We start from the raw sequence: 23,977 nt of genomic DNA on the forward strand, positions 1-23,977 counted from the left end.
TCTATGCCGCCACCGGCAACGGCAGCGTGGGCGACTACATGGTCGAGCCGCTCAAGGCGGCACGTCTATGCCGCCACCGGCAACGGCAGCGTGGGCGACTACATGGTCGAGCCGCTCAAGGCGGCACGCGCCAAGGGCGTGCAGATCGTGCGCGCCTCGCGCACCGGCAGCGGCGCGGTGATCCGCAACGCCGAGCAGCCGGACGACAAGTACGACTGGCTGGTGACCGACGACCAATTGCCGCAAAAGGCGCGCATCCTGATGGCGCTGGCGCTGACAAAGACCAACGACAGCAAGGAACTGCAGAAGATCTTGTGGAAGTATTGAGCGTATTGAGCACGGCTTCCACGGCTTGCTGAAGGTCCCGCGCGGCATGACCGCGCCTCCTGAATGGCAGTCCGGTCGCGCAGCGACCGGACTGCCATTTTCCATTCTTCCATTCTGGCCTTGCCCCCTGCCTTGCAGGCGGTTGGCTGCGCCGAAGTCCTTCACGCTTGAACTATCACACGCCTGCGGGACGGCGCCGGTTTTTCGTGGGTGGCAAAAATTTGGCCGTTAATTGCACTAATGGGCTAAACCGCTTGTGATGGCACCTTGGCGGCAGGCGAATCCACAGGCACCAGGATCACCTCGCCCGAAGCCACCAGGCGAAGCTCTCCGTCCTGCTCCGCGAACACATCCGCCCGCGCGAACACCTGCCGCTTGCCCGCCCTGGCCACGGTAGCGCGCGCCACGAAGGCCTGCCCCACGGCAGGCGCCATGCAGTTCACCGAGTAATGCGATGCCAGGACCGGCCCCGCCACCGTGGTGGCAGCGTAGCCGCAGGCGGTATCGATCAATGCCCCGATCACGCCCGCGTGCAGGAAACCAGCGTACTGCGTGGCCTCGTCCTGCCAGGGCATGCGCAGTTCCGCCTCCCCACCCTCCGCGCGAATGACCTCGAAGCCGAGCCAACGGTTGAATGCGGCGGTCAAATTGACCTTCTTGAGTACTTCCAGCGAATACACGTTGCTTGTCATTGCATTTGCCTGCCTGGTTTGCGTGGGTGGGAACGCGGTGAAAAATGCCGGCGGCGCCGGCAACGACTGCTACATCGCGCGGAAGGTCGCGTTGGCCCGGGCACAAGCCACGCCATCGGCCGTGACGAAGGCTTGCGCAAAGCACAGGGTGCCGCCAACCTTGGTAAAGGATGTCTCGAACAGCAGCCACTGCCCGATCCTGGCCACGCTGAGGAAATCGATCGAAAGATTCACGGTGACAAGACTGCGCGGCTCGGCGAACTGCATCCCGCACGACAGGCCCATGGCGTTGTCGGCCAGGGCAGTGATCAGCCCGCCGTGGGCAAAGCCCCGCGCGTTGGCTCTGCGGCTGGCAGGGCGCGCTGATTCTCGCCAAGGTGGCGCGCAGCGGCCAGCCGATCCGGCGGGCCGCGGAAGAACTGGCGCGGCAACTAGATGCGGAGCCGCGGGATGCAGGCAGCGGGCAAGCTGGCTGATCGCTGCCAGCCTGCGCAGCCGTTCAGATCAGAACAAGGCGCTGCTCATCAGGGCCTTGGCTACCAGTTCGGCCTGGTCCGCCCTTTCCGCGTAGACAGCGACCTCGGTCACCACCTGGCGGCGCCCTCGCCTCACCACGGTCGCGACGGCGCGCAGGTCAGCCCCGCCGGCCGCTTCGAGATACTGGATATTCAGCGAACTGGTCGCGCCGCCGCGCATGCTGTCGGCATCGACACCGGAAGCTGCCGCGGCGGCACCCGCCACATCGATCAGGGTCGCGATCACGCCGCCATGCACGATCTCGCCCACCGTCACGTTGCCGGCCTTGAAGGGCAAGAGCAATTCAACGTGGTCGGATGTCAACACATCCAGCACGATGCCAACGGCACGCGCCACCGGCGAGCCCATCAGCACCTGCTCGACGTAGTGGCGGATGCGCGGATCGACGCAAGGCGTGGCGGCGGCGCTTGCTGCGCTGGACAAGGCGGGAATCAGGGACAGCATCATGGGCTCCTGCTGAAGCGGGTCGGGACACGTACAGCCTAGGCGCGGCGGCGGCGACGCTCAATTACCTTGACGGTAATCGGCAATGGGCAAGCGGCCGCAACGGCGCCGCGCCCTGCGAACCATCCCTTCGCCGGTGCCGGCGCGGCCAGCCGTTTATAATGTCCGCCCATCCCGCCCGCCTTTCCGCCGCATGCCTTCAAACCCGCAAGACGCCAGCCAGCTCGCCCCGCAATCCAGTGGGCAGCCGGAGTCACAGTCCAGTTCCCCGCGCGGCGACGAAGGACTGTTCGACCGGCCGGACAGCCCTTGCATCGGCATCTGCTCGACCTTGTTCGATGAGATCTGCCAGGGCTGCGGCCGCACCGCCATGGAGGTCAGCAACTGGGTCTTCCTGGACGACACGGAAAAACAGGCGGTGTGGGAACGCATCACGCGCGAAGCAACGGCAAAGCGCTTCCGCCAGGGCTGATCTCCCGCACTCGGCCGGCACGGCGCCGGCCCGCATTCAACCGCCCGCCAGGCGACCCTCCATATCTTCCACTTCGCGCGCTCCAGGCGCTGGCGCGCGARCTTGCGCCAGCTCTCGGCCAGTGCCGGCAATGCCGCCATCGCGGCCAGTGCGCCGGTATCCAGCCGATCCACATACAGCACATGCAGCAATCTGCGCAGGCTCCAGTCGGGACAAGGCCGTTCCACCAGCACAAGGTTGTCGCCAGGGATMAACTCACCCTCTTCCAGCACCCTGTAGTACCAGCCGGTGCGCAGGCTTTGCTGGACCGCGCGCGCCATGCCCGCATGCCCGAAACGGTGATTCAGCTTCCAGCAGGGCTGGCGAGCCTGGGAGACTTCGACCAGCGCCCGTCCAAGGCGGAAACGATCGCCAATGCAGACATCGGCTTCGGTCAGTCCGGCACTACTCACGTTCTCGCCAAACGCGCCGGGCCGCGCCAGCACCTCGGCGGCCTGCGTGGAATGCGCGGCCAGTTCCTGGCGCCAGGCCGGGTAGTGGTCGAAGGCGTAATGGTGAACGGCCTTTTCCGGACCGCCATGGTGCCTGGGGTCGCCCTGCTCGTCCCCGGCCAGGCCCAGTGCCGTGACGCGCACAGCAGACCCGACCGGCTGCTTGTCCATGCCGCTGGGCACGCCTTTCGGCCCGAAGGGGCGCACCGCGCCCAGCAGTACGCAGTCGACTCGCGTTGTCAGCAGGGGCATGCTGGCCGCCGCTTGCGCATTGCCCTGCTGGTCCGAGACGGGCGTCACAAGCCCGCCTCATCCAGCCACCGGTCAAACATGCGCCGGCCCGCCGCAGCCACCCGGTCGCCGATCTCTGCCGTGCGCGCCCGGATCACGCGCGGATCGATGCCGGCCTTGCCGAGTTCCACGGTGTGCCCAACCAGCCAGCCTTCCAGCTCGCCGGGCCTCACCTCGGGATGGAACTGCAGGGCCAGCACATGCTGGCCGATGGCATAGGCCTGGTGCACTACCGCCGGAGTCGAGGCCAGCAACCGGGCGCCCGCGGGCAGGTCAAAAGTATCGCCGTGCCAGTGCAGCACATGCCAGTCGGCGGCCTCCAGCTCGGCCAGTGGCGAATCCCGGCCCGCCGGCGTGGGCTGGACCGGCGCCCAGCCGATCTCGCGCGTGCCCGGATAGACGCGCGCACCGGCCGCGCGCGCAATCAACTGCGCGCCCAGGCAGACGCCGATCATCGGCGCGCCGGCATCCAGCCGGGCCCGGATGATGTCGATCTGCCCGTCCAGCCAGGGATAGGCCTCGTTCTCGTACACGCCGATGGGGCCGCCCAGCACCACCAGCAGATCGGCTGGCTGCTCCCTGATGACGCTCAGGTCGTCGATGCCCGCGCGCAGCACGCGCAGGGTATGCCCGCGCTCGCGCAAGGCGTCGCCCAGCACGCCGGCGTCTTCGAACGCAACGTGCTGGATCACATGGGTGGTCAGGGCTCTGGTGGTAGTGGACATGGCGGCGGGCATCCCGTTGGATCGACGCAAAGCACCGATATTAGCGGCATACGACCGGCGCTGCATGCGCCATGTGCAGCACGCCCCGCGTGGATCCGGTTTCCGCGCAAAGCATCACGGCATGATGCTTCCGTCCGGCACCCGTGCCCCGGCACCGGAGGCAAGCCAGTCTCAGCGCCCTGCGCCCGCAGGTTGCAGCACCAGGGTATCGAAGGCTTCGTTGCCCGGCGCGCGGCGGCCTGCCGCCATGGTGATGTATTGCACGGCTGCCCACTTGTCGGTCCAGTCGCGGTAGTGCGTGGACATGATGTTGCCCGACTGTCCGGTCGAGTCCATGAAGCGGGATTCGGACAGGTCGGACAAGTCATAGATGGCGCGCAAGCTTGCCGCATGCACGCTCTCGAACGGCGCCGCCTCGTCGCGCAGGTTGTGGCGCCCCACGTTGACGGTGTAAGTGTCACCGCCAGTCGGCACCTTGACGTTGAACAAACCCGCCAGGTAAGGCTGCTTGCCGAATGGCTTGTGCTCGGAGCGAGCCGTGTGGGCCTTGCCCCAGCGCCAGCGCTCAGGTTTGTCGCCATAGCGCTGGTCCAGGTCGGCGATGGCATGGCGCCAGGCCGTGCCAATGGCATCGTCGCAGTCCTCCTGGCCGGGTGTCTTGCCATCGTCGCACCAGAACGCTCCCAGCCCCCTGGGATTGCGCAACACGTTGAGCATGGGCTGCTGTACGTTGCGCTGCTCCCACAGCCGGCTGAACAGCGTATCGCCCACCTTGTCCTCGAACAACCCGCGCGACAGCTCGCGCAGCCAGGCCGTGGCCACCAGCGGCTCGGCAAGGCCGGCCTGCATATCGCCGTCCCATTTGCGCAGCGACTCGATCAGCGCGCGCTCGCGAGGCGGCAGCGCCGGATTGCTGGCGAATGAGGCCGATAGCAGCAGCGGCAAGGCATCGCGCACGGCCAGCGAGAGCGTGTCTTTCTGGATCGCGGCAAAGCTGTCCATGGTATGCCGCTGGGTGGCATCGATCAGCGTGCGGATGCGCTGGTAGCGATATGGCACGGTCCATTCGCTGGTCAGGAAATACGGGTAATCGTCCTCGACGATCTTCTGGTTGGCGGTGGCGATCACGCCCTCGGGCGGATTGAAGCTGCGCGGCAACTGGTCGAATGGAATAAACCCGGTCCAGTCGTAGCGCGCATCCCAGCCAGGGGCCGGCGCCAAACCCTTCAGGTCGTTGTCGGCGCGACGCAGCGGCACGCGGCCGGGCGCGATAAAGCCGATGTTGCCGTCCACATCGGCGTAGACGATATTTTGCTGGGGCGAATGAAAATCGCGCAGCGACTTCAGGAAGCTGGCCCAGTCGGTAGCGCGGTTCAACGCCAGCCCGGCCTGCAAGGTCCGGTCGTCGGCGCGCAGCGCGGTCCACTGGAAGGCCACGACGTACTGCGCCCCAAGCGGCGCCGCGGCGGTCGCCACGGGCTCGGCCACGTCGGAAATCACGGGGCCATGGCGCGTCTCGCGCACGCTCAGGGTCACGTCCGGCGCGCCCCTGACGTGGATCGTCTCGGTGCGCGTGATGAAATCCGCCCAGCCGTCCGGGATCTGGTAGCGCTGAGTGCTGCCCGGCTGCAGGCGCTCGATGAACAGGTCCTGCACATCGGGGGCGGTATTGGTGAAGCCCCAGGCGATGCGCTGGTTATGCCCAAGCGCCACCACCGGCGTGCCCGGCAGCGTGGCGCCCGTGACGTCCAGCCCGGGCGCCTGCAAGTGCGCGAAGTACCAAAGCGCCGGCGCCTGCAGCCCCAGGTGCGGATCATTGGCCAGCAGCGGCTTGCCCGAGCGCGTATGGGCGCCCGACACCACCCAGTTATTCGAACCCATCCCCTCCACGTAGCCGGGCGGCGCCTGCTGCTCGACGCGCGCCATGGCGGTAGCCAGCGGCGCCAGGTGACGGTAGAGGTTGCCGTAGTCCATGGTGCGAAGCGGCCGCTCGCCGGGATAAGGCGCCAGCAGTTCACTGATGCGCGAGACCGGCAGCACCTGCGCCAGCCGCATGCGCAGCGTCTCCTGGGTCCAGTTGCCGCCCAGGTCCCACGCCATCATGGTCTGCCAGGCCAGCGAATCGACCGGCTCCCAGTGTTCGGGCTGCGTGCGCAGGATCAGGAATTCAGGTGGCAACGGCCCCTTGCGGCCATCGATATAGGCATTCACGCCGTCGGCATAGGCCTGCAACGCGGCGCGCGTCTCGTCGGAGGACTGGGCAAGGATGGCTTCGGCGTTGCGCCGCACGCCCAGGGTGCGCAGGAAGCGGTCGGTATCGAGCGCGGGCGGCCCCAGGATCTCGGCCAGGCGGCCCGCCGCAATGCGCTTGTTCATCTGCATCTGCCACAAGCGGTCCTGCGCATGGACGAAGCCGAGCGCAAAGTAGGCATCCTGCGCATTGGCCGCCTTGATGTGCGGCACGGCGTGGCGGTCCCTGACGATCGACACGCTCTCGCGCAGGCCGGGCAGCTTCAGCGTGCCGGCGGTCAGCGGCTGCGATGCCTGCCGGTACCAGACATAGGCACCCAGCGTGCCCACCACTACCAGCACCGCCGGCATCAATACCAGCCAGGCCAGCCGTTTCAACCAACGCATCGCTCCCTCTCCCCGCGTGGCACGCCGCACCCGCGTCGTTATTTATGTTCTTTTCCCGTGTCCCTTGGCCCGCCGGCACGCTCGCAGGCGCATGGCAGGCAGGCGGAACTCCGGCATTATCGCCGAAGCCGCAGCGCTGGGGCGAGCGGGCTTGGCGGCCAAAAAAATGCCCGGACCAGCCGGGCATCGTTCCTGCTGCGGGGCGAGTGCGCATGGTTCAGCGCACCCGCCCCGCCGGCTGCCGGTCTCAGGCGGCCGGCTTCTTCAGTTGCAGGGATTTGTACTCGAGGAACTCTTCCAGGCCGTACTTGCCCGCCTCGCGCCCGTTGCCGGACTGCTTGTAGCCGCCAAACGGCGCCTGCATATTGAACGGGCCGCCGTTGATATCGACCTGGCCGGTGCGGATGCGGCGCGCCACGCGGATGGCGCGGGCCTCGTCGCCCGACCACACGCCGCCACCCAGCCCGTAAATGCTGTCATTGGCGATGCGCACGGCATCTTCCTCGGTGTCATAGCAGATGATCGAAAGCACCGGGCCGAAGATCTCTTCCTGCGCTACCGTCGCCTTGGGATCGACATTGCCCAGCACCGTCGGCTTGACGAAGAAGCCCTTGTCCAGGCCTTCCGGCGCCTCGGGACCGCCCGCCACCAGTTCGGCGCCCTCGTTGATGCCGCGCTGGATATAGCCGGTCACGCGATCCTTCTGCGCGGCGGAGATCAGCGGGCCAAGCCGGCTGGTTTCCTGCAGCGGGTCGCCCACCGTATAGCCCTCGACCACCTTCCTGGCGATGGCCTTGACCTCGTCGTACCGTGCGCGCGGCACCAGCATGCGGGTGTGCGCCGAGCAGGTCTGGCCGGAATTGAGGAAACAGGCGCCGATGGTGCCCTTGACCGCGGCAGGCAGGTCCGCGTCGTCCAGGATCACCGAAGCGGACTTGCCGCCCAGCTCCAGCGCCACGCGCTTGACGCTCTGCGCGCCCAGCTCCGACACGCGCTTGCCGGCCCGCGTGGAACCCGTGAACGACACCATATCCACTTCGGGGTGGCTGGCCAGGACCTCGCCCACCACCGGGCCATAGCCGGTGACCAGGTTGAACACGCCCGGCGGCAGCCCGGCGGCCTCGATCACCTCGGCCAGCACGAAGGCGTTGAGCGGCGCCACTTCAGACGGCTTGAGCACCACGGTACAGCCCGCGGCTAGCGCCGGCGCCACCTTCAGCGTGATCTGGTTGAGCGGGTAGTTCCACGGCGTAATGGCCGCCACCACGCCCACCGGCTCGCGCACCACCAGCGAGTTGCCGACCTCTTCCTCGAAGGCGAAGGTGTCGAGGAGCTTGGCGGCCTGCGCCCAGTTGTAGACCGGGCCGCCCACCTGGATGGCGCGCGCCAGCTTGATCGGCATGCCGACTTCGCCCGCAATCAGTTGGGCCAGTTCCTCGCTGCGCTCCTTCAGGCCCTCCGCGATCTTGCGGATATAGCCGGCGCGCACGCCGGGCGGCGTGGCCGACCAGCTGTCGAAGGCGGCCCGCGCCGCCTGGATGGCGTCCTCGGCGTCGCGCGCATGGCCTTCCGGAATACGGCCCATGACGGCCTCGGTCGTGGAATGGATAACGTTGATCAGGCCGGTACCGTGCGGGGCAACCCACTTACCGTTGATAAAGAGTTTGTCTCGTTGTTGCATGGCCACAGTTTTCAGTTGGGTGAATAGGCGGGTGCAAATTTTGTTACTTTTCTGGTGCACCACATTGTAGTGCGGTTTGGCGACTCTTTTTTTTTGCAGCGCGCCAGTGCTCCTCTAACAACGTGGCGATAATCGGCCGGCGAGCCGCCTGGTGCGTAGTGCAGCAAACTGCACAGCCAAGAACAAAGGGAGGGAGACATGACTGATCCGGTTTTCCGTAAAACCGAGCAAGGCCAGGACGAAATACGCACACGCTCGCGCAAGCTGGACCATAAATTGCGCGCCTTGCTGCTGATCGTCAACGGCGAGCGCCGGCGCAGCGAGCTGCTGGCCCAGACCGGTGGCATGGGGGTGGGACCAGAGGCCATCGAAGCGTTGCTGGATGCCGGGCTGATCCACGCGGAACCCGCCCCGCAGCTTGCCGTATCCGGCACTACCCCAGCAAACCCGGTCGCGGCGGCGGCCAGCGCTGACGATCCGGACCGCAAGGCCGACAGCGTCTTTTCCATGTACGCCATGCGGAGCGCCAGCATGCAGCCACCGGACGAAGCCGATGCGACTCAGCACGCGTCCCAATCCGCCGACCAACAGGCTGGCGGCACTTACCAGCAGCTCTATCACTTCTATACGGATGTCATCGGCCATCATCTCGGCCTGCGCGGCTACCTGCTGCAGGTCAAGGTGGAAAAGGCCGCCGGATTCGCCGAACTTGCAGCACTGCGCGACCCGCTTTACACGGCCCTGCACAAGGCCAAAGGCGAAATCACGGCCGGCGCCATCATCGACCAGCTCGACAGGATGGTGCGCGACGACGGGCATGCGGCTGCCTGAGCCGCCGTCCTGGATTGCATGAAGGGGGAAAAACGAGAAGGGCCGCACATGGCGGCCCTTCTCGTTTCCTGCGGGGCAGTCCGGTTGCCCGGCGCCCTTCCGGCTGGCTTAGCCGTCGATACCCTGCGACTCCAGGTACTCGTCATACGTACCCAGGTAATCGGTCAGCGTGCCATCGTTGCGCACTTCGATCACGCGCGTGGCCAGGCCGCTGACGAACACGCGGTCGTGCGAGACGAAGACCAGCGTGCCGGTGAACTTGTCCAGCGCGATCTGCAGTGACTCGATCGATTCCATGTCCATGTGATTGGTCGGCTCGTCGAGCGCCAGCACATTGTGGCGACCCAGCATCAGCTTGCCCCAGATCATGCGGCCCTTCTCGCCGCCGGACAGCACCTTGACGGATTTCTTGATGTCGTCGGCGGAGAACAGCAGGCGGCCCATGGTGCCGCGCAGCGACTGGTCGTCGTCGCCGGCCTGGGTCCACTGGCTCATCCAGTCGATCAGGTCGCGGTCGACCGGGAATTCCTCGAAGGTGTCCTGCGGCATATAGCCGACATTGGCGTTCTCGGCCCACTTGATGGTGCCGCGATCGACTTCCACGCCGCCCTTGATGGTGCTGCCCAGCAGGCTGCGCAGCAAGGTGGTCTTGCCGGCGCCGTTCTCGCCGATGATGGCCACGCGCTCGCCGGCCTGGATCGCCATCGACAGGTTGTTGATGACCTTGCGGTCGTAGGTCTTGGTGATGCCTTCCGCTTCCACCGCCAGGTTGTGCAGCTTCTTCTCGAACTCGAAGCGGATGAACGGGTTCTGGCGCGATGACGGCTTGATGTCCTCGACCTTGATCTTGTCGATCTGCTTCAGGCGCGAGGTGGCCTGGCGTGCCTTGGACTTGTTGGCCGAGAAGCGGCGCACGAAGTCCTGCAGTTCGCCGATACGCTCCTTGGCACGGGTGTTGGCCGCCAGCTGGCGTTCGCGCGCCTGCATGGAGGCTTCCATGTAGTCGTCGTAGTTGCCCGGGTAGACCTTGAGCGTGCCGTAGTCCATGTCGGCCATGTGCGTGCACACAGAGTTCAGGAAGTGGCGATCGTGGGAAATGATGATCATGGTGGAATTGCGCTCGTTGAGCACTTGTTCCAGCCAGCGGATCGTATTGATGTCCAGGTTGTTGGTCGGCTCGTCGAGCAGCAGCACGTCCGGGTTCGAGAACAGTGCCTGCGCCAGCAGCACACGCAGTTTCCAGCCCGGCGCCACGTTGCTCATGGTGCCCTGGTGCTGGTCGGTGGGGATGCCCACGCCCAGCAGCAGTTCGCCGGCACGCGCCTCGGCCGTGTAGCCGTCGTACTCGGCATACTTGGCTTCCAGCTCGGCGGCCTTCATGTAGTCTTCGTCGGTCGCTTCGGGGTTCGCGTAGATGGCGTCGCGCTCGGCGGCGGCGGCCCACATCTCGGTGTGGCCCATCATGACCACGTCCAGCACACGCATGTCTTCATAGGCGAACTGGTCCTGGCGCAGCTTGCCCAGGCGCACGCCCGGCTCCAGCATGACGGTGCCGGCGGACTGTTCGAGATCCCCGCCGAGGATCTTCATGAAGGTCGACTTGCCGCAGCCGTTCGCGCCGATCAAGCCGTAGCGGTTGCCCTCGCCGAACTTGACCGAGATATTCTCGAACAACGGCTTGGGGCCGAACTGCATGGTGATGTTTGCGGTAGAAAGCACGTCTGGAACCTTGTATGGATGATGAGGCGCGGGACTCGCGCTTGCCTCGGGCTGCCGCTTGCCAAGGACCGGGCAAAATGCTGATCGCTTGGCAGCGTGGGCGGCTAAAGGCCCGGCGTGGCGACCTGGCGGTGCGTTGGCGCGGGGGCCCTGGCGGGGAAATCGGGAAACAACCCGCGATTTTACCACTCGCGGGCAAAGGAACGAAGCGATAGGCCTCAGATGTGGGTGGATACCGCTGCTTTCAACACCGGATACCCCGACAGCGACAGCGAAAAGCCGTCCGCACGTGCGCTCAACTGCGCCTGCCCGCCCACCGGCAGGGTCAGCTTGCGCGGGCAGTGGCCGAACGGCAGGCCGGTGAGCACCGGCACGTCCAGCCGCTCCTGCAGGTAAGCCACCACCGCGGGCAGGTCGTAGCCATTGTCGTAATCGGTCACGCGGTAGTTGGAGAAGTCGCCCAGCACGATCGCGCGCTGCGCGCCAAGCACGCCGGCCTGGTCCAGCTGCAGCAGCATGCGCTCGATCCGGTATGGCGGCTCGTTGACGTCCTCGAGGAACAGGATGCCGCCCTCCACGGCCGGCATGAAGGGCGTGCCCAGCAAGCTGCACAGCATCGCCATGTTGCCGCCCCACAGCGTGCCCGACAACGTGCCGGTAAAGGGCTGGCCGCCGGCCTGCGGCGCGGCCACGTCGACGGCATACGCCGGATTGCGCAGCACGCCGTCGAAATGCTCCCACATGAACGGATCGACCACGTCCACACCGAAATCCGCCAGCAGCATGGGGCCGGCGAAAGTGACCCCGCCCGTGGCCGCCAGGTAAGCCAGCTGGAAGGCCGTGAAATCGCTATGCCCGACGATTGGCGTCTGGCTGGCGCGCGCCTGTTCGGCGATGCGGGCGAAGTCCACGCGCTCCAGCAACCGCGCAATGCCGTAGCCGCCCCGCACCGCCAGCGTCAGCTCGTGCGCCATGCCGGTGCCGATGGCATGCAGGTCCGCCAGGCGCTCGGCATCGCTGCCGCCGAAGCGCAGGTAGCGGCGCGCCAGCACGTCCGGATTGCCGACATGGAAGCCATGTCCCTTGAGCCAGGCGCAGCCGCGCGCGGCGATGGCGACATCGTGCGGATAGCCCGACGAAGCGATCAGGCGGACTTCAGTGGGTGGCGTGGGCGTGGTCGTGGGCTGGCTCATGCTTCGGGGTTTTGGCTTGGGTCGGTTTCAGTGGAACGAGTGGTGACTTCGCGGCTGCAATGCGCGCAACCCGGCGCGACGGGCCGGGCATCGCTCCCGGAAGCGTCGCCAGCCGCTGCCTGCGCCGCTGCCAACGCCGCTTTCTGGGCAGCCTTCTGCGCCCGGCGCCTGCCGCCGAAGAAATCCTTCAGCATGCGCGAGCAGTCGTCGGCCAGCACACCGCCGGCGATCGTGGTCTGGTGATTGAGCTGGGCCTGCTCGAACAGGTTGAGCACGCTGCCGGCGGCGCCCGTCTTGGGATCGGTGGCGCCAAACACCACGTGGCGGATCCGCGCATGCAGGATGGCGCCGCTGCACATCACGCACGGTTCCAGCGTCACGTACAACTCGCACTCCGGCATGCGGTAGTTGCCGATCACCTGCGCGGCGGCGCGCAGTGCCTGCATTTCCGCGTGGGCGGAGGGATCGACCGAGCGGATCGGCAGGTTATGGCCGCGGGCGATGATGGTGTCGTTCCACACCACCACCGCGCCCACCGGCACTTCGCCGGCGGCTTCGGCCAGGCGTGCCTCGTCGAGCGCGGCCTGCATGTAGCGGCGGTCGCGCTCCAGGGCGGGATCGGCACTGGCGTCGGCCGCCTGCGGCGGAAGGATCGGCGCGTTCATCTCGGCTGGCATGCGCTGGGTCGGCCGCCTCAGTCCTGCGCGGGCAGGGTGAAGGCGGCGCTGACCTCGGCCCAGCAGTTCGGGGTCTCGAACAGCACCAGGCGCGTGAGCTGCAACTGGTGGCCAAAGCAATCCTTGAACACCGGCGCGAGCATGTCGAAGGCGATCTGGGCCAGGTTCTCCACGGTGGGAATCGCATCGAGCACGACCGTCTTGTGCCCGTCCATGGTCTGCAGGAAATTCAGCAGCGCCGTGTCGCCGCGATAGATCAGGAAGGCGTGGTCCCACTTGGAGACCAGGTGCTCCGTGGCCAGCGCCTTGATATCGCTGAAATCCAGGATCATGCCCTCGTCCGAGGCACCGGCGCGATGCAGCACCTCGCCCGACAGCGTCAGGTCAAGGCGATAGCGATGGCCATGGATGTTGCGGCACTGGCCGCCATGGTTGGGGATACGGTGGCCGGAGTCGAACTCCAGCCGGCGGGTAATGGAAACTTGCTTGTTCATGAGGGCCGATGGGTGCCGAGGGGATGCCGAAGCGTGCCGGTGCGATTTACCGGATGCCTAACAGCTTGTGGGTTTGCAGCGAGAGGCGCCAGAGCGGGCGGCGCTGGCAGAAGTCCACCGCGAGGGCGGTATTCTGCCGTGCCAGCGGGCCGTCCATGGCCTGCACCAGGAAATAGCGGAAATCAAGGCGCTCGTATGCGGCGAAATCCTGGCCATCCTGGGGAATCACCACCTTGAGCTCGTCGCCGCGCTTGACCACCAGTTCGGCGCCCATCTTGGGGCTCACGCAAACCCAGTCGACGCCGTCCGGCACCGGCAGCGTGCCATTGGTCTCGATGGCGATCTCGAAGCCGCGCGCATGCAGGGCGTCGATCAGGGGCGCGTCAAGCTGCAGCAGCGGCTCGCCGCCGGTGCAGACCACCAGCGGCCGTCCGGCGGCGCTGCTCTCCACGGACTGCGGCCACTGGGCCGCGACCATGTCGGCGAGCGCATCGGCGGTGCGGTACTTGCCGCCCTCGGTGCCGTCGGTGCCGACGAAGTCGGTATCGCAGAACTGGCAGACCGCGCTGGCACGGTCTTCCTCCCGGCCGCTCCAGAGATTGCATCCGGAGAAGCGGCAGAACACTGCGGCACGGCCCGCGTTGGCGCCTTCGCCCTGCAGTGTGTAGAAGATTTCCTTGACGGCGTAAGTCATGCTGGCTGGTAAAGCTTTAGGTAGCTGTAGGTAATTGTGGGTGATGCAGTCACGATGCGGCCCGACGGCGAGGCGCGTCGGCGAAACACGTCGGCGGAGCGCTCAGGCCGGGGGCCGGCAAACTGCGCATGGCGCAGGCAAGTCCCGGGTCGCGCATGGCGGAGGCCGGGAGGAGTGTTCCAGGGGAGCGACGCGCGGCGAATGGCGGGCAAGCTGCGGCTAACTCGCTATTTTCGCACAGGTACGGGATCGGCTCCAGCCGCCCCCTCTTCTACCTCCTTCCCCTGCTCCGGAGACAAGTCTGCTCCGGGCCACATACCCGCCTAGACTTTCGCCCAGCCGGCCGTACGCAACCGCTCGCCGACAAAGTCCAGGAAACTGGCAATGCGCGCCGAAAGCTGGGTGTTGAGGTAGTAGACCGCATTGATGGACTGCCGTTCGTCGATGGTGCTCCCCATCAGCACCTGGACCAGATCGCCGCGGCGCCGGTCGGCCTCGGTCATGAAATCGGACAAACAGACCAGCCCCTCGCCGGCCAGCGCCAGCTGGCGCAGGGTCTCGCCGCTGGACGCCGCCAGATGCGGCGCAATCTGCACCTCCTCGCCCATGGCGCCGCGCAGGGGCCAGCGGTTGAGCGAATCCGGCTGGTTGAAGCCCAGCAGGCTGTGGCCGGCAAGGTCCGCCACCGTTTCCGGGCGACCCCTTGCCTTCAGATAGGCCGGACTGGCCAGCACGCGCACCCGGCTGCTGGCCAGGGACCGGGCATGCAGCGTGGAATCGCGCAGCGGGCCAATACGGATCGCCACGTCGGTGCGGTGCTCCAGCAGGTCGATGATCTGGTCGTTGGTATTGAGTTCCAGCTCGATCCCGGGATAGGCGCGGCGGAATTCCCCGACCAGCGGCACGACCACATGCAGCATGAAGGGCGATGCCGCATTGACCCGCAGCCGCCCCACCGGCTGCTGGCGGCGCACGGCCATCTGCTCCTCCGCCAGTTCGACCGAGGCAAGGATGGCGCGGCCATGCGCCAGCAGCGCCTCGCCCTCCTCGCTCAAGGCCAGCCGCCGGGTGGTCCGGTGCAGCAACGTCGTGCCCACCTTCTCCTCCAGGCGGCTCAGCGCGCGGCTGATCCCCGACACGGTCTGCCCCAGTTGCTCGGCCGCGGCCGTAATGGAGCCGCTATCCACCACAGTGGCAAAGGCCTGCAGTTCTTCGAGAGTGATCTTCATTCTTGAATACTAATCAAATATCTTATCCAGATCACCCACTTATTCCGCAACAAAGACAGCGGCAAACTGCGCCCATCCCAATTCCCGGACGCTCCTGGAGCTAACCATGCCCATTGCCCTGTTCGCGCTGACCATCAGCGCGTTTGCCATCGGTACCACCGAATTCGTCATCGTCGGCCTGATTCCCACCATCGCCGCCGACCTCAGGATCACGCTGCCCTCGGCCGGGCTGCTGGTCAGCCTCTATGCGCTCGGCGTGGCCATTGGCGCCCCCGTGCTGACCGCCCTCACCGGCCGCCTGCCGCGCAAGGCGCTGCTGCTGTCGCTGATGGCGCTGTTCACGCTGGGCAACCTGCTGGCATGGAAGGCACCCGGCTACGAATCGCTAATCCTGGCGCGGATACTGACCGGCCTGGCCCACGGCGTCTTCTTCTCGATCGGTTCCACCATCGCTACCAGCCTGGTGCCGAAGGAAAAGGCCGCGAGCGCGATCGCCATCATGTTCACCGGGCTGACGGTTGCCCTCGTCACAGGCGTGCCGCTGGGCACCTTTATCGGCCAGCATTTCGGCTGGCGCGAGACCTTCCTCGCGGTGTCGGCGCTCGGCCTGGTGGCCTTTGTCGGCAGCCTGATGTTCGTGCCGGCCAATATCCGCCACAGCGCCCCGGCCTCCCTGCTGCAACAGGCCAAGGTGCTGGCGGAGCCCCGCCTGCTGCTGGTCTACGCCAAGACCGCGGTCGGCTATGGCGGTTCGTTCATCCCCTTCACCTTCCTCGCCCCCATCTTGCAGGATGTGTCGGGCTTCAGCGCCGGCGCGGTCGGGCTGGTCATGCTGGTCTACGGCGTGTCGGTCGCCGCGGGCAATATCTGGGGCGGACGCCTGGCAGACCGCCACGGTCCCATTCCCGCGCTCAAGATCGTGTTCCTGCTGCTGGCGCTCGTACTGTTCGCCCTGACTTTCACCGCAGCGCACCGCTGGCTGGTGGTAGCTACCGTGCTGGCATGGGGCGCAGTTGCCTTCGGCAATGTGCCGGGCCTGCAGGTCTATGTGGTCAAGCAGGCGGAGCGCTATGCGCCGGATGCGGTGGATGTGGCATCGGGCCTGAATATCGCCGCATTCAACCTGGGCATTGCCGGCGCGGCGTGGGCCGGCGGACTGATCGTGACCCACATGGGACTGATGCATACGCCGTGGATTGGCGCGCTGGTGGTGCTGGTGGCACTGGGCCTGACCGCCTGGAGCGGCCGCCTGGACCGGCTTGACCAGCAGCCCGCCGCCGAACGCGAACTGGCGGCCAGCGGGGCCTGAGCCCGGCGCGCCACCCCTGCGGACGAGGCCGCCCATGGCATGATGCCAAGGCGGCCTCGCCGCCTTTCCCCTCGGCATGGCGCCAGGACGGGCGCCCTTCGGTCAGGACAGACCGAGATAATCGCGCTTGCCAATCGGCACGCCCTTATGGCGCAGGATGTCGTAAGCGGTGGTCACGTGGAAATAGAAGTTTGGCAGCACAAAGCCCAGCAAATAGGTTTTGCCGTCGAACGTCACCGGATTGGGCCGCAGCTTGAGTTCGATGGTGCGCGTCTCGCTGCCTTCAAGCTGGGCGGGCTCGATGGTCTTCAGGAACGCCACCGTCCTGGCAATGCGCTCCTGCAGTTCCGGGAAAGTGGTCTCGGTGTCGGCGAAGGACGGCATTTCGATTCCCGCCAGCCGCGCCGCGCAACCCTTTGCGCTATCGCTGGCGCGCTGCACCTGCGCCGACAGCGGGTCCATATCCGCCACCAACCGGGTCTGGATCAAATCGGCAGGATCCATACCCTGCGCCTGCGCAAAGGCGGCGCCCTTGTCCAGGATGGCCGACAGGCTGCCGAATGCCCGCATAAAGGCGGGGATCGATACGTCATACATCGAAAGTGACATGGGGGAGTCCTTGGTGGGATTGCCGAACGCGCCATCCTGCCGGTGCGCGAATTGCGCCCCTGCCCGGGTGAGCGACACGGCGAGGATAAACCCTCCGGCAGTTTTTCGCCGGCCGGCTGCTGGCGCGTGGCATGCTACTGCTGACCGAGGAACTCGGCGTTACGCGTCAGCCGTCTGCCATTCAGGCTCGTGAACAACCCAAAAAGCGTCCAGCGGCTGGCGAACGCCTTCCACCACTGGCGACGTTTTCGTGTTGATCCGGCGCGCCGCGGTGGCCCGGCTGCCGCCCGATGCACAACACTACGGCCATACCAGGCTCCAGTGAGACCGCAAACGATGAGAACCGATCCGAACCCATTCCCCTCCGGCGATCCTCCCGGCCCCGAAGCGCTGGCCTATAGGCGCGCTTCCCGCCTGGTCAGGATGCTACGCGGGTGGTACATCCATCTGATGGTGTACCTGGCCGTCAATGCATTCTTGTGGCTGCGGTACCTCTTCCTGCCTGCGCCGAACTGGACTCGCCATCACCTGGACAGTTGGCCGTGGCCGATGGGGACGACGCTGGCCTGGGGCCTGGCGCTGGGCCTGCACGGCCTGGTGGTCTGGATCCGGATCAGCGGCCGCGGGCGTGACTGGGAGGAGCGCAAGATCCGCGAGTTCATGGGCCGGGACTGAAGCGGCGGCCATCCACCCTGCCCCGGCCTACATCTGCCTGAACCGGTGCATGTAGGCCCGGGACACCGGCAATTCCGCCTGGCTGCCATGGAGCCGGACAAACAAGCGGCCGGTGCCGTCCCGCCGCGTGCCCGCCACATGGTTCATGTTGACGATGGTCGACCGATGGATCTGCCAGAACCACTCGGGATCGAGGCTGCAGGCCAACTCCGCCAGCGGGGTGCGGATCAGGTGCTCGCCGTCGCGCGTATTGACCACCGTGTACTTATCGTCGCTCTGGAAGTACAGCACCTCCTGGACCGGTACGTGGCTGGTCGTATCCCCCCGGCTCGCACGCACCCAGCGCAGCGGCTCGCTCGCCTCGGCGCCGCCGAGCCGGCGCGTCAGCTGGCTCAGCAGCCGGGCCAGCTCGGGCGCAGGCGCGGCCTCGTTGAAGGCCTTGCGCAAACGCTCGACGGAGCGGGCAAGGCGCTCGTCGGTCACCGGTTTGACCAGGTAGTCGACCGCCTCCCGCTCGAAGGCCTCCAGCGCATACTCATCGTAAGCCGTGACGAACACCACCCTGGTGTCGGTTTCCAGCCCCTRCGCCACATCCAGCCCGGACAGGCCGGGCATCTTGATGTCCAGGAAAGCGACGCTGGGCGACAGCCGGGAAATGGCTTCCGCCGCCTGCAAGCCATTGGAGACTTCCGCCAGCACCTGCATTTCGGGCCACAGGCGGGCCAGCTTGGCACGCAGGTGCGCGCGCAGGTGCTCTTCGTCGTCGGCGATCACGGCGGTCGGGGTCATGACGAATCTCCGTTCAGGTCATGGGAGGCAGGGGCAGGTCGATCAGGACGGCCGTGCCCGGGGAGCGCTCTTCGATCCGCACGTGCGCATCGCCGTCGTACAGGACGGCCAGCCGCTCGCGCAGGTTGGACAACCCAACCCCCGAGCCATCGGACGGTTTGAAGCCCAAGCCGTTGTCTTCGACGCAAGCCTGCATGCGATCGTTGCGGCGCTGCAGCCGCACCACCAGCCGGCCGCCCTCGATCTTGGGCTCCAGGCCATGCTTGATGGCGTTCTCGACCACCGGCTGCAACAGCATCGGCGCCAGCGGCGCCTTGGCCAGTCCGGGGTCGATGTCGATGGTGTAGTTCAGGCGCTCACCCATGCGGATCTTGATCACCTCCAGGTAATCGTGAAGCAGCGCAGCCTCCTGGGCCACGGTTCCCTGCGTCGAACGGCTCGCCGTCAGCGATGCCCGCAGGTAGGCGATGAAATGCTCGAGCATCAGCGTGGCACGGGGTGGAGACGATTCGATCAGGCTCACCACGTTCGCCAGCGTATTGAAGAGGAAATGCGGCTCGATCTGGGCCTGCAGCAATCGCATCTGCGCCTCGACCAGCTGTTTCTCGGTCGACAGCACACGGACCCGGTCGCGCGCCAGCAGTTCGGCGATCTTGCGTTCCTCCCACTGGCGGCCCAGCAGGCCGACACGGGTCCAGACCAACAGGCCGTGCACGGCCACGCCAGTGCCCCAGCCAAACAAGGGACCCAAAACCCACAGCCGATGCGGAACCGTCATCAGATTGATGACAACCAGGATCGTATTGATCGCCACATAGAGGATGGCGTGGGCATAGAAACCACGCAACGACCGGACGCGCCGCTTGGCATCGTCATAGGCGCGCTGGTCGGCGACGGTACGCCACAACTGGGTTGAGGTCGGCTGCAAAGGTGTAGGAATCGGGCTCGCACAGAGTTTGRGCTTACCACCGCAGATATGCGTTCCGCGGCGCTTTGCGCCGGACCGACGGAAATGCGGCGCCAGTGACGGATGATCAGTGGGCTCCTGATTTATGATAGTCAGCTACCCTCTCTGGATGATGCGCATCGCCCCGACGACGATATGAACGTCCCATTTCCGATTCGCAAGGAGTGTCCGCCAGGCGCCTGCACGTGCGGCCGCGAAACCCTGCTGGGCGACCCGCAGGCAGACATCCGGATCCTGAGGCTGACCAGGGAAGAAGAAAAAAGGCTGATCACCCGCCTTGAAAGCCTGTCGAGCCTTGCCGACCTGAAGGACATGGAGCGGCGCATGTACGCGCAACTGGGCATCGTGCTGACGATCACGCCCAGCATCCACGAAGTGCGCACGGTGCGCGGCATCAGCATCCAGGTGGAGGAGCAAACCGGGTTGTGCCGCAAGACCAAGCAAGCCATTCCCGCGGCGATACGGCGTTGCCTTGAGACAAACCCGGATATAGCGTACGCGATCCTGAACGCGCACGACTTGCTGGACGGCGCCTAAGGCTTCTCCCCACCTTTCATTCCGCCACGATCTTCCGGTCACCGGCGATGTGCTTCCACTGCGCAAGATCCTGCCTCATGCGCGCGCCGAATTCGGACGGACTCATTGCCTTGGGCGCCGAGCCGTCCGGTTCAAGCACGACACGCACATCCTGCGACGCAGCAATCTCATTGATCTCGCGGTTCAGCCTCTGGACCAGCGGCGCGGGCGTGCCGGCAGGTGCGAGGACACCGACCCAGATCTCGATCCCATAGCCTGGCACCGATGTCGCCAGTGATGGCAATTCGGGAAACGCCGGGTTCGGCCGCTGCGAGGTCACTGCCAGCGCCCGCACCTTGCCGGACTTCAGCTGCGTCACGAGCGAGCTGTAATTGGACATCATGACGTCGATCTGCCCCGCGGCCAGGTCGATCATCGCGTTGGAAGCCCCTTTGTACGGGACGTGCATCATCTGGACTTTCGAGATGTCGCACAACAACTCCGTCGCCAGCTGCGCCAGCGAACCGATCCCCGCCGAGCCGTAGGTCAGCGCGCCTGGCTTGGCGCGCGCTGCCGCAATCAGCTCGGCCGGCGACGTGATCTGGGTCGAGGACGAGACCGCCAGCAACAACGGCCCCTCGGCGACCATGGACACCGGCGCGAACGCGGCAAGCGGATCGTAGGGCGAGCGAGGCTGGGTGGCGGCAGCGGTCAGGAAGGTCGATGACGTCAGTAGCAGCACGGACCCGTCCCGTGGCGCCTTGGCAACCGAATCGGCACCAACGACGCCTGCCGCACCAGGCTTGTTTTCCACGATGACCGTGGTCCCCAGGCGCTTTGCCAGCCCCGGCGCGATCGCACGCGCGATCACGTCGTTGCTCGCGCCCGCCGAAAACGGCACGACAATTCTCATCAAAGGCGGCACCTTGGCATCGGTCTGGGCCGCCACCATGGTTACCGCGGACATCGCGGCAAGCAACAGGGCAATGTGGGCTAACGTCTTTCGCATTCGGCGCTCCTATCTCAGTGGGTAGAGCAGCATGGATGTCAGGAACCGGGACCCGGGTGTCCACCCGGGTCCCGTGGAATCCGGCGATGTCCTGCCTAGGCAGGGATATCAAGGTCCAGCAGCGGCGCGTACTGCTGGGCGCCAAAGATGTCGCCATCGCCGGCGCTGCCGCTGGGCCGGGCGCGATAGATCGTGAACTTGATCGCGTACGCGGGATCGTATTCGACGAAATCCGAGATCCGTTCGACCGGAATCGCGTATAGCGCGGCCATGCTTTCCCGGCTCAGCACGCGCGAGCGCTTGACGTGTTCGTACTCGTGCGCCTCGCGAAAGATGATGTCGAAAGTGATCTTGTTGACCCCCGCGTTCTTGCTGCGGATGATCTTGGCGAGTTGATGCAGTTTTTGCGTTGTCTTCGTAGTCGTCGTTGTCATATGCGGCTCCAGGCTCAGACGCCAACTTCAATGAGGTGGGTGGGGAACAGCGCCATGGGGTCTTGCACCTCCACCGTGTGGTTCAGTGTCCAACGGTAGGCCGCGCTGGCGTGCAGGACTTCATCCAGCGGGAATGACACCGAACCGGCCGTGCCTTTGACGTCAGGCAGCCGCGCATAGAACATCTGGCGCAAGCCGATCATCGTCACCTCCTCGGCCATCTCGCGGGTCGGGGCGACCCCTTGCACCAGCACGCAGAGCTCGTGCCCCGGGCGGTCGCGCAGCGGCTCCAGCTCGCCCATCACGCCATCGCGGCCGTACACGTTGTAGTGCAGTTGATAGCCGCTGTCGCCAAAACGCACGCGCACCTGCTCGCGCGCCCACGCAATCACCCGGTCCACGTTGGCAATGGTGTAGGGATCGCGGATGCCGCACAGGCCGACGAAGCGCTCGCCCACCTTCCCCGCTCCTTCCAGCTTGACCCGGACCGTTTCCGCCTCGATAAAGCGCGAGCCCGTGATGCGCGTGGTGCGATTGCCCATCTGCTCGTAGCGACAATGCGTCATGTCCAGCTTGCCCCCGGCGACGAACTCCTCGTACGGATTGGAGCGCTCGTACATCGCATGGCCGGATACCGAGGCGACGGTGCAGCGCTGCTCGGGGTGCATCGCCGTGACCTGGACGTCGTCGTGCGAGATGACGCCCATCACGGTCTCCTTGCCGCCATAGGGCTCGGCACAGAACGACGCGCACTCGAGCACCTTGCCCAGGTAATAGGAATGATCGGCGGAAAAGCCGTGGTGTAGCGCCGGCGCGGCAAAGACCGCGGCATCCGAGCTGCGCCCGCCGATGATCACGTCGGCGCCCTGGCGCAGCAGCTCTACATAGGGATGAACACCGGCCATGGCGACAATACGGTCGGTCGCATCGAGCTCGCTTTCGGTCAGGTCTGCAAAGCCGTCGAGCCCGCTCACCGCCCTTCCGGCGCGCATTGACTCGCGAAGAAAGGCCTTGTCCACCTCGGAATAGAAGTAGCCGACCCGGAACTTCCTCAGGCCATGCTTGGCGGCCAGTTCGCCGATGATCCGCACGTACAGGTCCACGCGGCTGTTCGATCCCGTATCGCCGGCCGAGCCGATGATCATCGGCACGCCGAGACGGCGCGACGCCAGCAACATTTGCTCCAGATCGTGCCGTTGCCACGCTTCGGGACTCGTCGAAGTGTCCGACCCCAGCGGCACCGGGCCCACGTCATCGCTTCCCGAATCGGCCGCGATGTAGTCAGGGCCCGCCTCCACCCCCAACCCAAAGCTCTCGGTGCGCAACGGCGCGAAGCCGAGATGGCCATTAGGGCAAATGATCTTCAGGGACTGCATGCAGTGTTCTCCAGATGGTGTCTTCCCCAAGCCGGGCTTGACGATTCATCTAGAGCAGATTGCATGCCACAGGGCGAATCATGTAGATATCTTTATATTTCAGTAACTTAGCATTAGACATCCAGCCTTTCGCGTGATTTTCACGCGAAAGAAGGCGCGCAGTTGCGTGAAATTCACGCCCCCTCTTCGTCACTTCCGGCAGTCGGGGCCAGCAGGCCCAGCTTCATCATCTGGTGCCGCAAAGCGTGCCGGCTCAACCCCAGGTTCTCGGCCGCCGCACTGAGGCCCTGGTGGCACGACACCAACGTCTGCTCAATCAGCGCGCGTTGGAAGCGTGCCGTGGCCTCGTAATAGTCCTGCCCCCGCTCGGACGCAGCATGCCCGTCCATTGCAGCCGGCTGCGCCACGGCATCGTCCATTGCGCCCGCGGGGCGCGCCACGTCCCGCAGGATGCGCGCCGGCAAGTGATACGGCCGGATGCAATCGCCTTCCTCCAGCACGCAGATGCGTTCCAGCAGGTTTTCAAGTTCACGCACGTTCCCCGGCCACTGGTACGCGCGGAAAATGCGCTCCACCTCCGGATCCAGCCGCCGGAAGTGGCTGCCGTACTGCGCGTTGTACTTCGCCAGCGCGTTGCTCGCGAGCAGGAAAATGTCGTCGCCACGCTCGCGCAGCGGCGGGATATTGATGGCGATCACCTGCAGCCGGTAATACAGATCCTCGCGAAACTTGCCGGCCTTGACCTCGCTCAACAGGATCTTGTTGGTCGCTGCGATAAAGCGGGCATCCACGCTGATGGGACGCACCGCGCCGACCCGCCGGAATCGCCGCGTGTCCAGCAGGGTCAGGATCTTGGACTGCATGACAGGATCCAGCTCGCGGACTTCGTCCAGGAAGACCGTGCCGCCATTCGCCGCCTCGATCAGTCCCTCCTTCCTGYTGACCGCGCCGGTAAACGAACCGCGCTCATGGCCAAACAACTCGGATTCGAGCAACTGGGCGGGAATCGCAGCGCAATTGATATCGATGAACTCGCGCCCAGCCCGATTGGACTGCGCGTGGAGCATGCGCGCCACCAGGCTCTTCCCCGTCCCGGTCTCGCCATAGATCAGCACGGTGCTAGCCTGGCTGCGCCCAACGCGGGCGACCAGTTCACGCA

General features: G+C 65.9%; 24 protein-coding genes and 2 pseudogenes. 6 read left to right on the forward strand and 20 right to left on the reverse strand.

All coding sequences use genetic code 11. The features are described from left to right. Positions 1-327: pseudogene (locus AC1DN0_RS33480) on the forward strand (L-asparaginase); the annotation flags it as partial. A 245-nt stretch (positions 328-572) separates the two neighbouring features. Here the strand turns inward: AC1DN0_RS33480 and AC1DN0_RS33485 are convergent. The 3 genes from AC1DN0_RS33485 to AC1DN0_RS33495 form a co-directional block, all read right to left on the reverse strand. Further along, positions 573-1,019 carry a PaaI family thioesterase gene (locus AC1DN0_RS33485; RefSeq protein WP_441632497.1) on the reverse strand — a complete coding sequence of 149 codons (447 nt, stop codon included), beginning with the start codon at positions 1,017-1,019 and terminating at the stop codon, positions 573-575. Between the two features lie 69 nt (positions 1,020-1,088). After that, the gene (locus tag AC1DN0_RS33490; RefSeq protein WP_477146333.1) at positions 1,089-1,514 is read right to left on the reverse strand and encodes a PaaI family thioesterase; all 426 of its coding nucleotides are present in this window, start codon (positions 1,512-1,514) and stop codon (positions 1,089-1,091) included. A gap of 9 nt (positions 1,515-1,523) precedes the next feature. Beyond that, positions 1,524-2,000, reverse strand: coding sequence for a PaaI family thioesterase (locus AC1DN0_RS33495; RefSeq protein WP_441632501.1), 477 nt, complete (start codon positions 1,998-2,000; stop codon positions 1,524-1,526). Positions 2,001-2,286: 286 nt separating this feature from the next. Here AC1DN0_RS33495 and AC1DN0_RS33500 point away from each other — a divergent pair, with 286 nt between their 5' ends. Beyond that, positions 2,287-2,472, forward strand: a complete 186-nt coding sequence (locus AC1DN0_RS33500; protein ID WP_045238471.1) for a DUF1289 domain-containing protein — start codon at positions 2,287-2,289, stop codon at positions 2,470-2,472. A 36-nt stretch (positions 2,473-2,508) separates the two neighbouring features. Here AC1DN0_RS33500 and AC1DN0_RS33505 read toward each other — a convergent pair. From AC1DN0_RS33505 to AC1DN0_RS33520, 4 genes and pseudogenes are all read right to left on the reverse strand, one after another. Beyond that, a pseudogene (locus AC1DN0_RS33505) lies at positions 2,509-3,215 on the reverse strand (MOSC domain-containing protein). 44 nt (positions 3,216-3,259) lie between these two features. Beyond that, entirely contained in the window at positions 3,260-3,979 is a 720-nt protein-coding gene (locus tag AC1DN0_RS33510; RefSeq protein ID WP_441632495.1) for a glutamine amidotransferase, read from the reverse strand. 171 nt (positions 3,980-4,150) lie between these two features. After that, positions 4,151-6,616 (reverse strand): penicillin acylase family protein, encoded by a 2,466-nt coding sequence (locus AC1DN0_RS33515; RefSeq protein WP_441632493.1) that lies wholly within the window; start codon positions 6,614-6,616, stop codon positions 4,151-4,153. Positions 6,617-6,863: 247 nt separating this feature from the next. Beyond that, positions 6,864-8,297, reverse strand: coding sequence for an aldehyde dehydrogenase family protein (locus AC1DN0_RS33520; protein ID WP_441632491.1), 1,434 nt, complete (start codon positions 8,295-8,297; stop codon positions 6,864-6,866). A gap of 198 nt (positions 8,298-8,495) precedes the next feature. Here AC1DN0_RS33520 and AC1DN0_RS33525 point away from each other — a divergent pair, with 198 nt between their 5' ends. Then, entirely contained in the window at positions 8,496-9,128 is a 633-nt protein-coding gene (locus AC1DN0_RS33525) for a hypothetical protein (RefSeq protein ID WP_441632490.1), read from the forward strand. Positions 9,129-9,236: 108 nt separating this feature from the next. On the opposite strand, the gene AC1DN0_RS33530 is transcribed toward AC1DN0_RS33525, so the two are convergent. From AC1DN0_RS33530 to AC1DN0_RS33555, 6 genes are all read right to left on the reverse strand, one after another. Continuing rightward, complete coding sequence (locus tag AC1DN0_RS33530) at positions 9,237-10,847, reverse strand: ABC-F family ATPase (protein ID WP_441632488.1); 1,611 nt, start codon at positions 10,845-10,847, stop codon at positions 9,237-9,239. A gap of 218 nt (positions 10,848-11,065) precedes the next feature. Further along, positions 11,066-12,040: a muramoyltetrapeptide carboxypeptidase gene (ldcA, locus tag AC1DN0_RS33535; protein ID WP_477104212.1), complete on the reverse strand. Its 975-nt coding sequence runs from the start codon at positions 12,038-12,040 to the stop codon at positions 11,066-11,068. Continuing rightward, entirely contained in the window at positions 12,037-12,705 is a 669-nt protein-coding gene (gene tadA / locus AC1DN0_RS33540; RefSeq protein WP_441632499.1) for a tRNA adenosine(34) deaminase TadA, read from the reverse strand. Before tadA ends, ldcA begins: the two co-directional genes overlap by 4 nt. A gap of 29 nt (positions 12,706-12,734) precedes the next feature. Further along, positions 12,735-13,211: a 6-carboxytetrahydropterin synthase QueD gene (gene queD, locus AC1DN0_RS33545; RefSeq protein ID WP_045238451.1), complete on the reverse strand. Its 477-nt coding sequence runs from the start codon at positions 13,209-13,211 to the stop codon at positions 12,735-12,737. A 46-nt stretch (positions 13,212-13,257) separates the two neighbouring features. Further along, entirely contained in the window at positions 13,258-13,905 is a 648-nt protein-coding gene (queE, locus tag AC1DN0_RS33550; protein WP_276290641.1) for a 7-carboxy-7-deazaguanine synthase, read from the reverse strand. Between the two features lie 323 nt (positions 13,906-14,228). Continuing rightward, positions 14,229-15,134 carry a LysR substrate-binding domain-containing protein gene (locus AC1DN0_RS33555; protein ID WP_441632484.1) on the reverse strand — a complete coding sequence of 302 codons (906 nt, stop codon included), beginning with the start codon at positions 15,132-15,134 and terminating at the stop codon, positions 14,229-14,231. Between the two features lie 106 nt (positions 15,135-15,240). Here AC1DN0_RS33555 and AC1DN0_RS33560 point away from each other — a divergent pair, with 106 nt between their 5' ends. Next, on the forward strand, positions 15,241-16,443 hold the full coding sequence (locus AC1DN0_RS33560) for an MFS transporter (RefSeq protein ID WP_441632482.1): 1,203 nt from the start codon (positions 15,241-15,243) through the stop codon (positions 16,441-16,443). A 102-nt stretch (positions 16,444-16,545) separates the two neighbouring features. Here the strand turns inward: AC1DN0_RS33560 and AC1DN0_RS33565 are convergent, their stop codons facing one another. Then, positions 16,546-17,052 (reverse strand): DUF1993 domain-containing protein, encoded by a 507-nt coding sequence (locus AC1DN0_RS33565; RefSeq protein ID WP_441632480.1) that lies wholly within the window; start codon positions 17,050-17,052, stop codon positions 16,546-16,548. A gap of 336 nt (positions 17,053-17,388) precedes the next feature. On the opposite strand from AC1DN0_RS33565, the gene AC1DN0_RS33570 reads away from it, so the two are divergent. Further along, positions 17,389-17,727 (forward strand): 2TM domain-containing protein, encoded by a 339-nt coding sequence (locus AC1DN0_RS33570; protein WP_441632478.1) that lies wholly within the window; start codon positions 17,389-17,391, stop codon positions 17,725-17,727. A gap of 27 nt (positions 17,728-17,754) precedes the next feature. Here AC1DN0_RS33570 and AC1DN0_RS33575 read toward each other — a convergent pair whose 3' ends face one another. Then, positions 17,755-18,516, reverse strand: coding sequence for a LytR/AlgR family response regulator transcription factor (locus AC1DN0_RS33575; RefSeq protein WP_477146331.1), 762 nt, complete (start codon positions 18,514-18,516; stop codon positions 17,755-17,757). Positions 18,517-18,529: 13 nt separating this feature from the next. Next, the gene (locus tag AC1DN0_RS33580) at positions 18,530-19,444 is read right to left on the reverse strand and encodes a sensor histidine kinase (RefSeq protein ID WP_441632474.1); all 915 of its coding nucleotides are present in this window, start codon (positions 19,442-19,444) and stop codon (positions 18,530-18,532) included. A gap of 174 nt (positions 19,445-19,618) precedes the next feature. On the opposite strand from AC1DN0_RS33580, the gene AC1DN0_RS33585 reads away from it, so the two are divergent. Then, positions 19,619-20,020 carry a hypothetical protein gene (locus AC1DN0_RS33585; RefSeq protein WP_477104206.1) on the forward strand — a complete coding sequence of 134 codons (402 nt, stop codon included), beginning with the start codon at positions 19,619-19,621 and terminating at the stop codon, positions 20,018-20,020. Between the two features lie 16 nt (positions 20,021-20,036). Here the strand turns inward: AC1DN0_RS33585 and AC1DN0_RS33590 are convergent, their stop codons facing one another. The 4 genes from AC1DN0_RS33590 to AC1DN0_RS33605 form a co-directional block, all read right to left on the reverse strand. Beyond that, entirely contained in the window at positions 20,037-20,951 is a 915-nt protein-coding gene (locus AC1DN0_RS33590; protein WP_441632470.1) for a tripartite tricarboxylate transporter substrate binding protein, read from the reverse strand. 152 nt (positions 20,952-21,103) lie between these two features. Continuing rightward, positions 21,104-21,442 (reverse strand): DUF4387 domain-containing protein, encoded by a 339-nt coding sequence (locus AC1DN0_RS33595; protein ID WP_441632468.1) that lies wholly within the window; start codon positions 21,440-21,442, stop codon positions 21,104-21,106. A 14-nt stretch (positions 21,443-21,456) separates the two neighbouring features. After that, positions 21,457-22,818 carry an acyclic terpene utilization AtuA family protein gene (locus tag AC1DN0_RS33600; protein WP_441632466.1) on the reverse strand — a complete coding sequence of 454 codons (1,362 nt, stop codon included), beginning with the start codon at positions 22,816-22,818 and terminating at the stop codon, positions 21,457-21,459. 173 nt (positions 22,819-22,991) lie between these two features. Beyond that, positions 22,992-23,977, reverse strand: a 986-nt coding sequence (locus AC1DN0_RS33605) for a sigma-54 interaction domain-containing protein (RefSeq protein WP_477146332.1), incomplete at its 5' end; no start/stop codon positions are given.

This window comes from Cupriavidus sp. 05N39, from assembly GCF_056397325.1.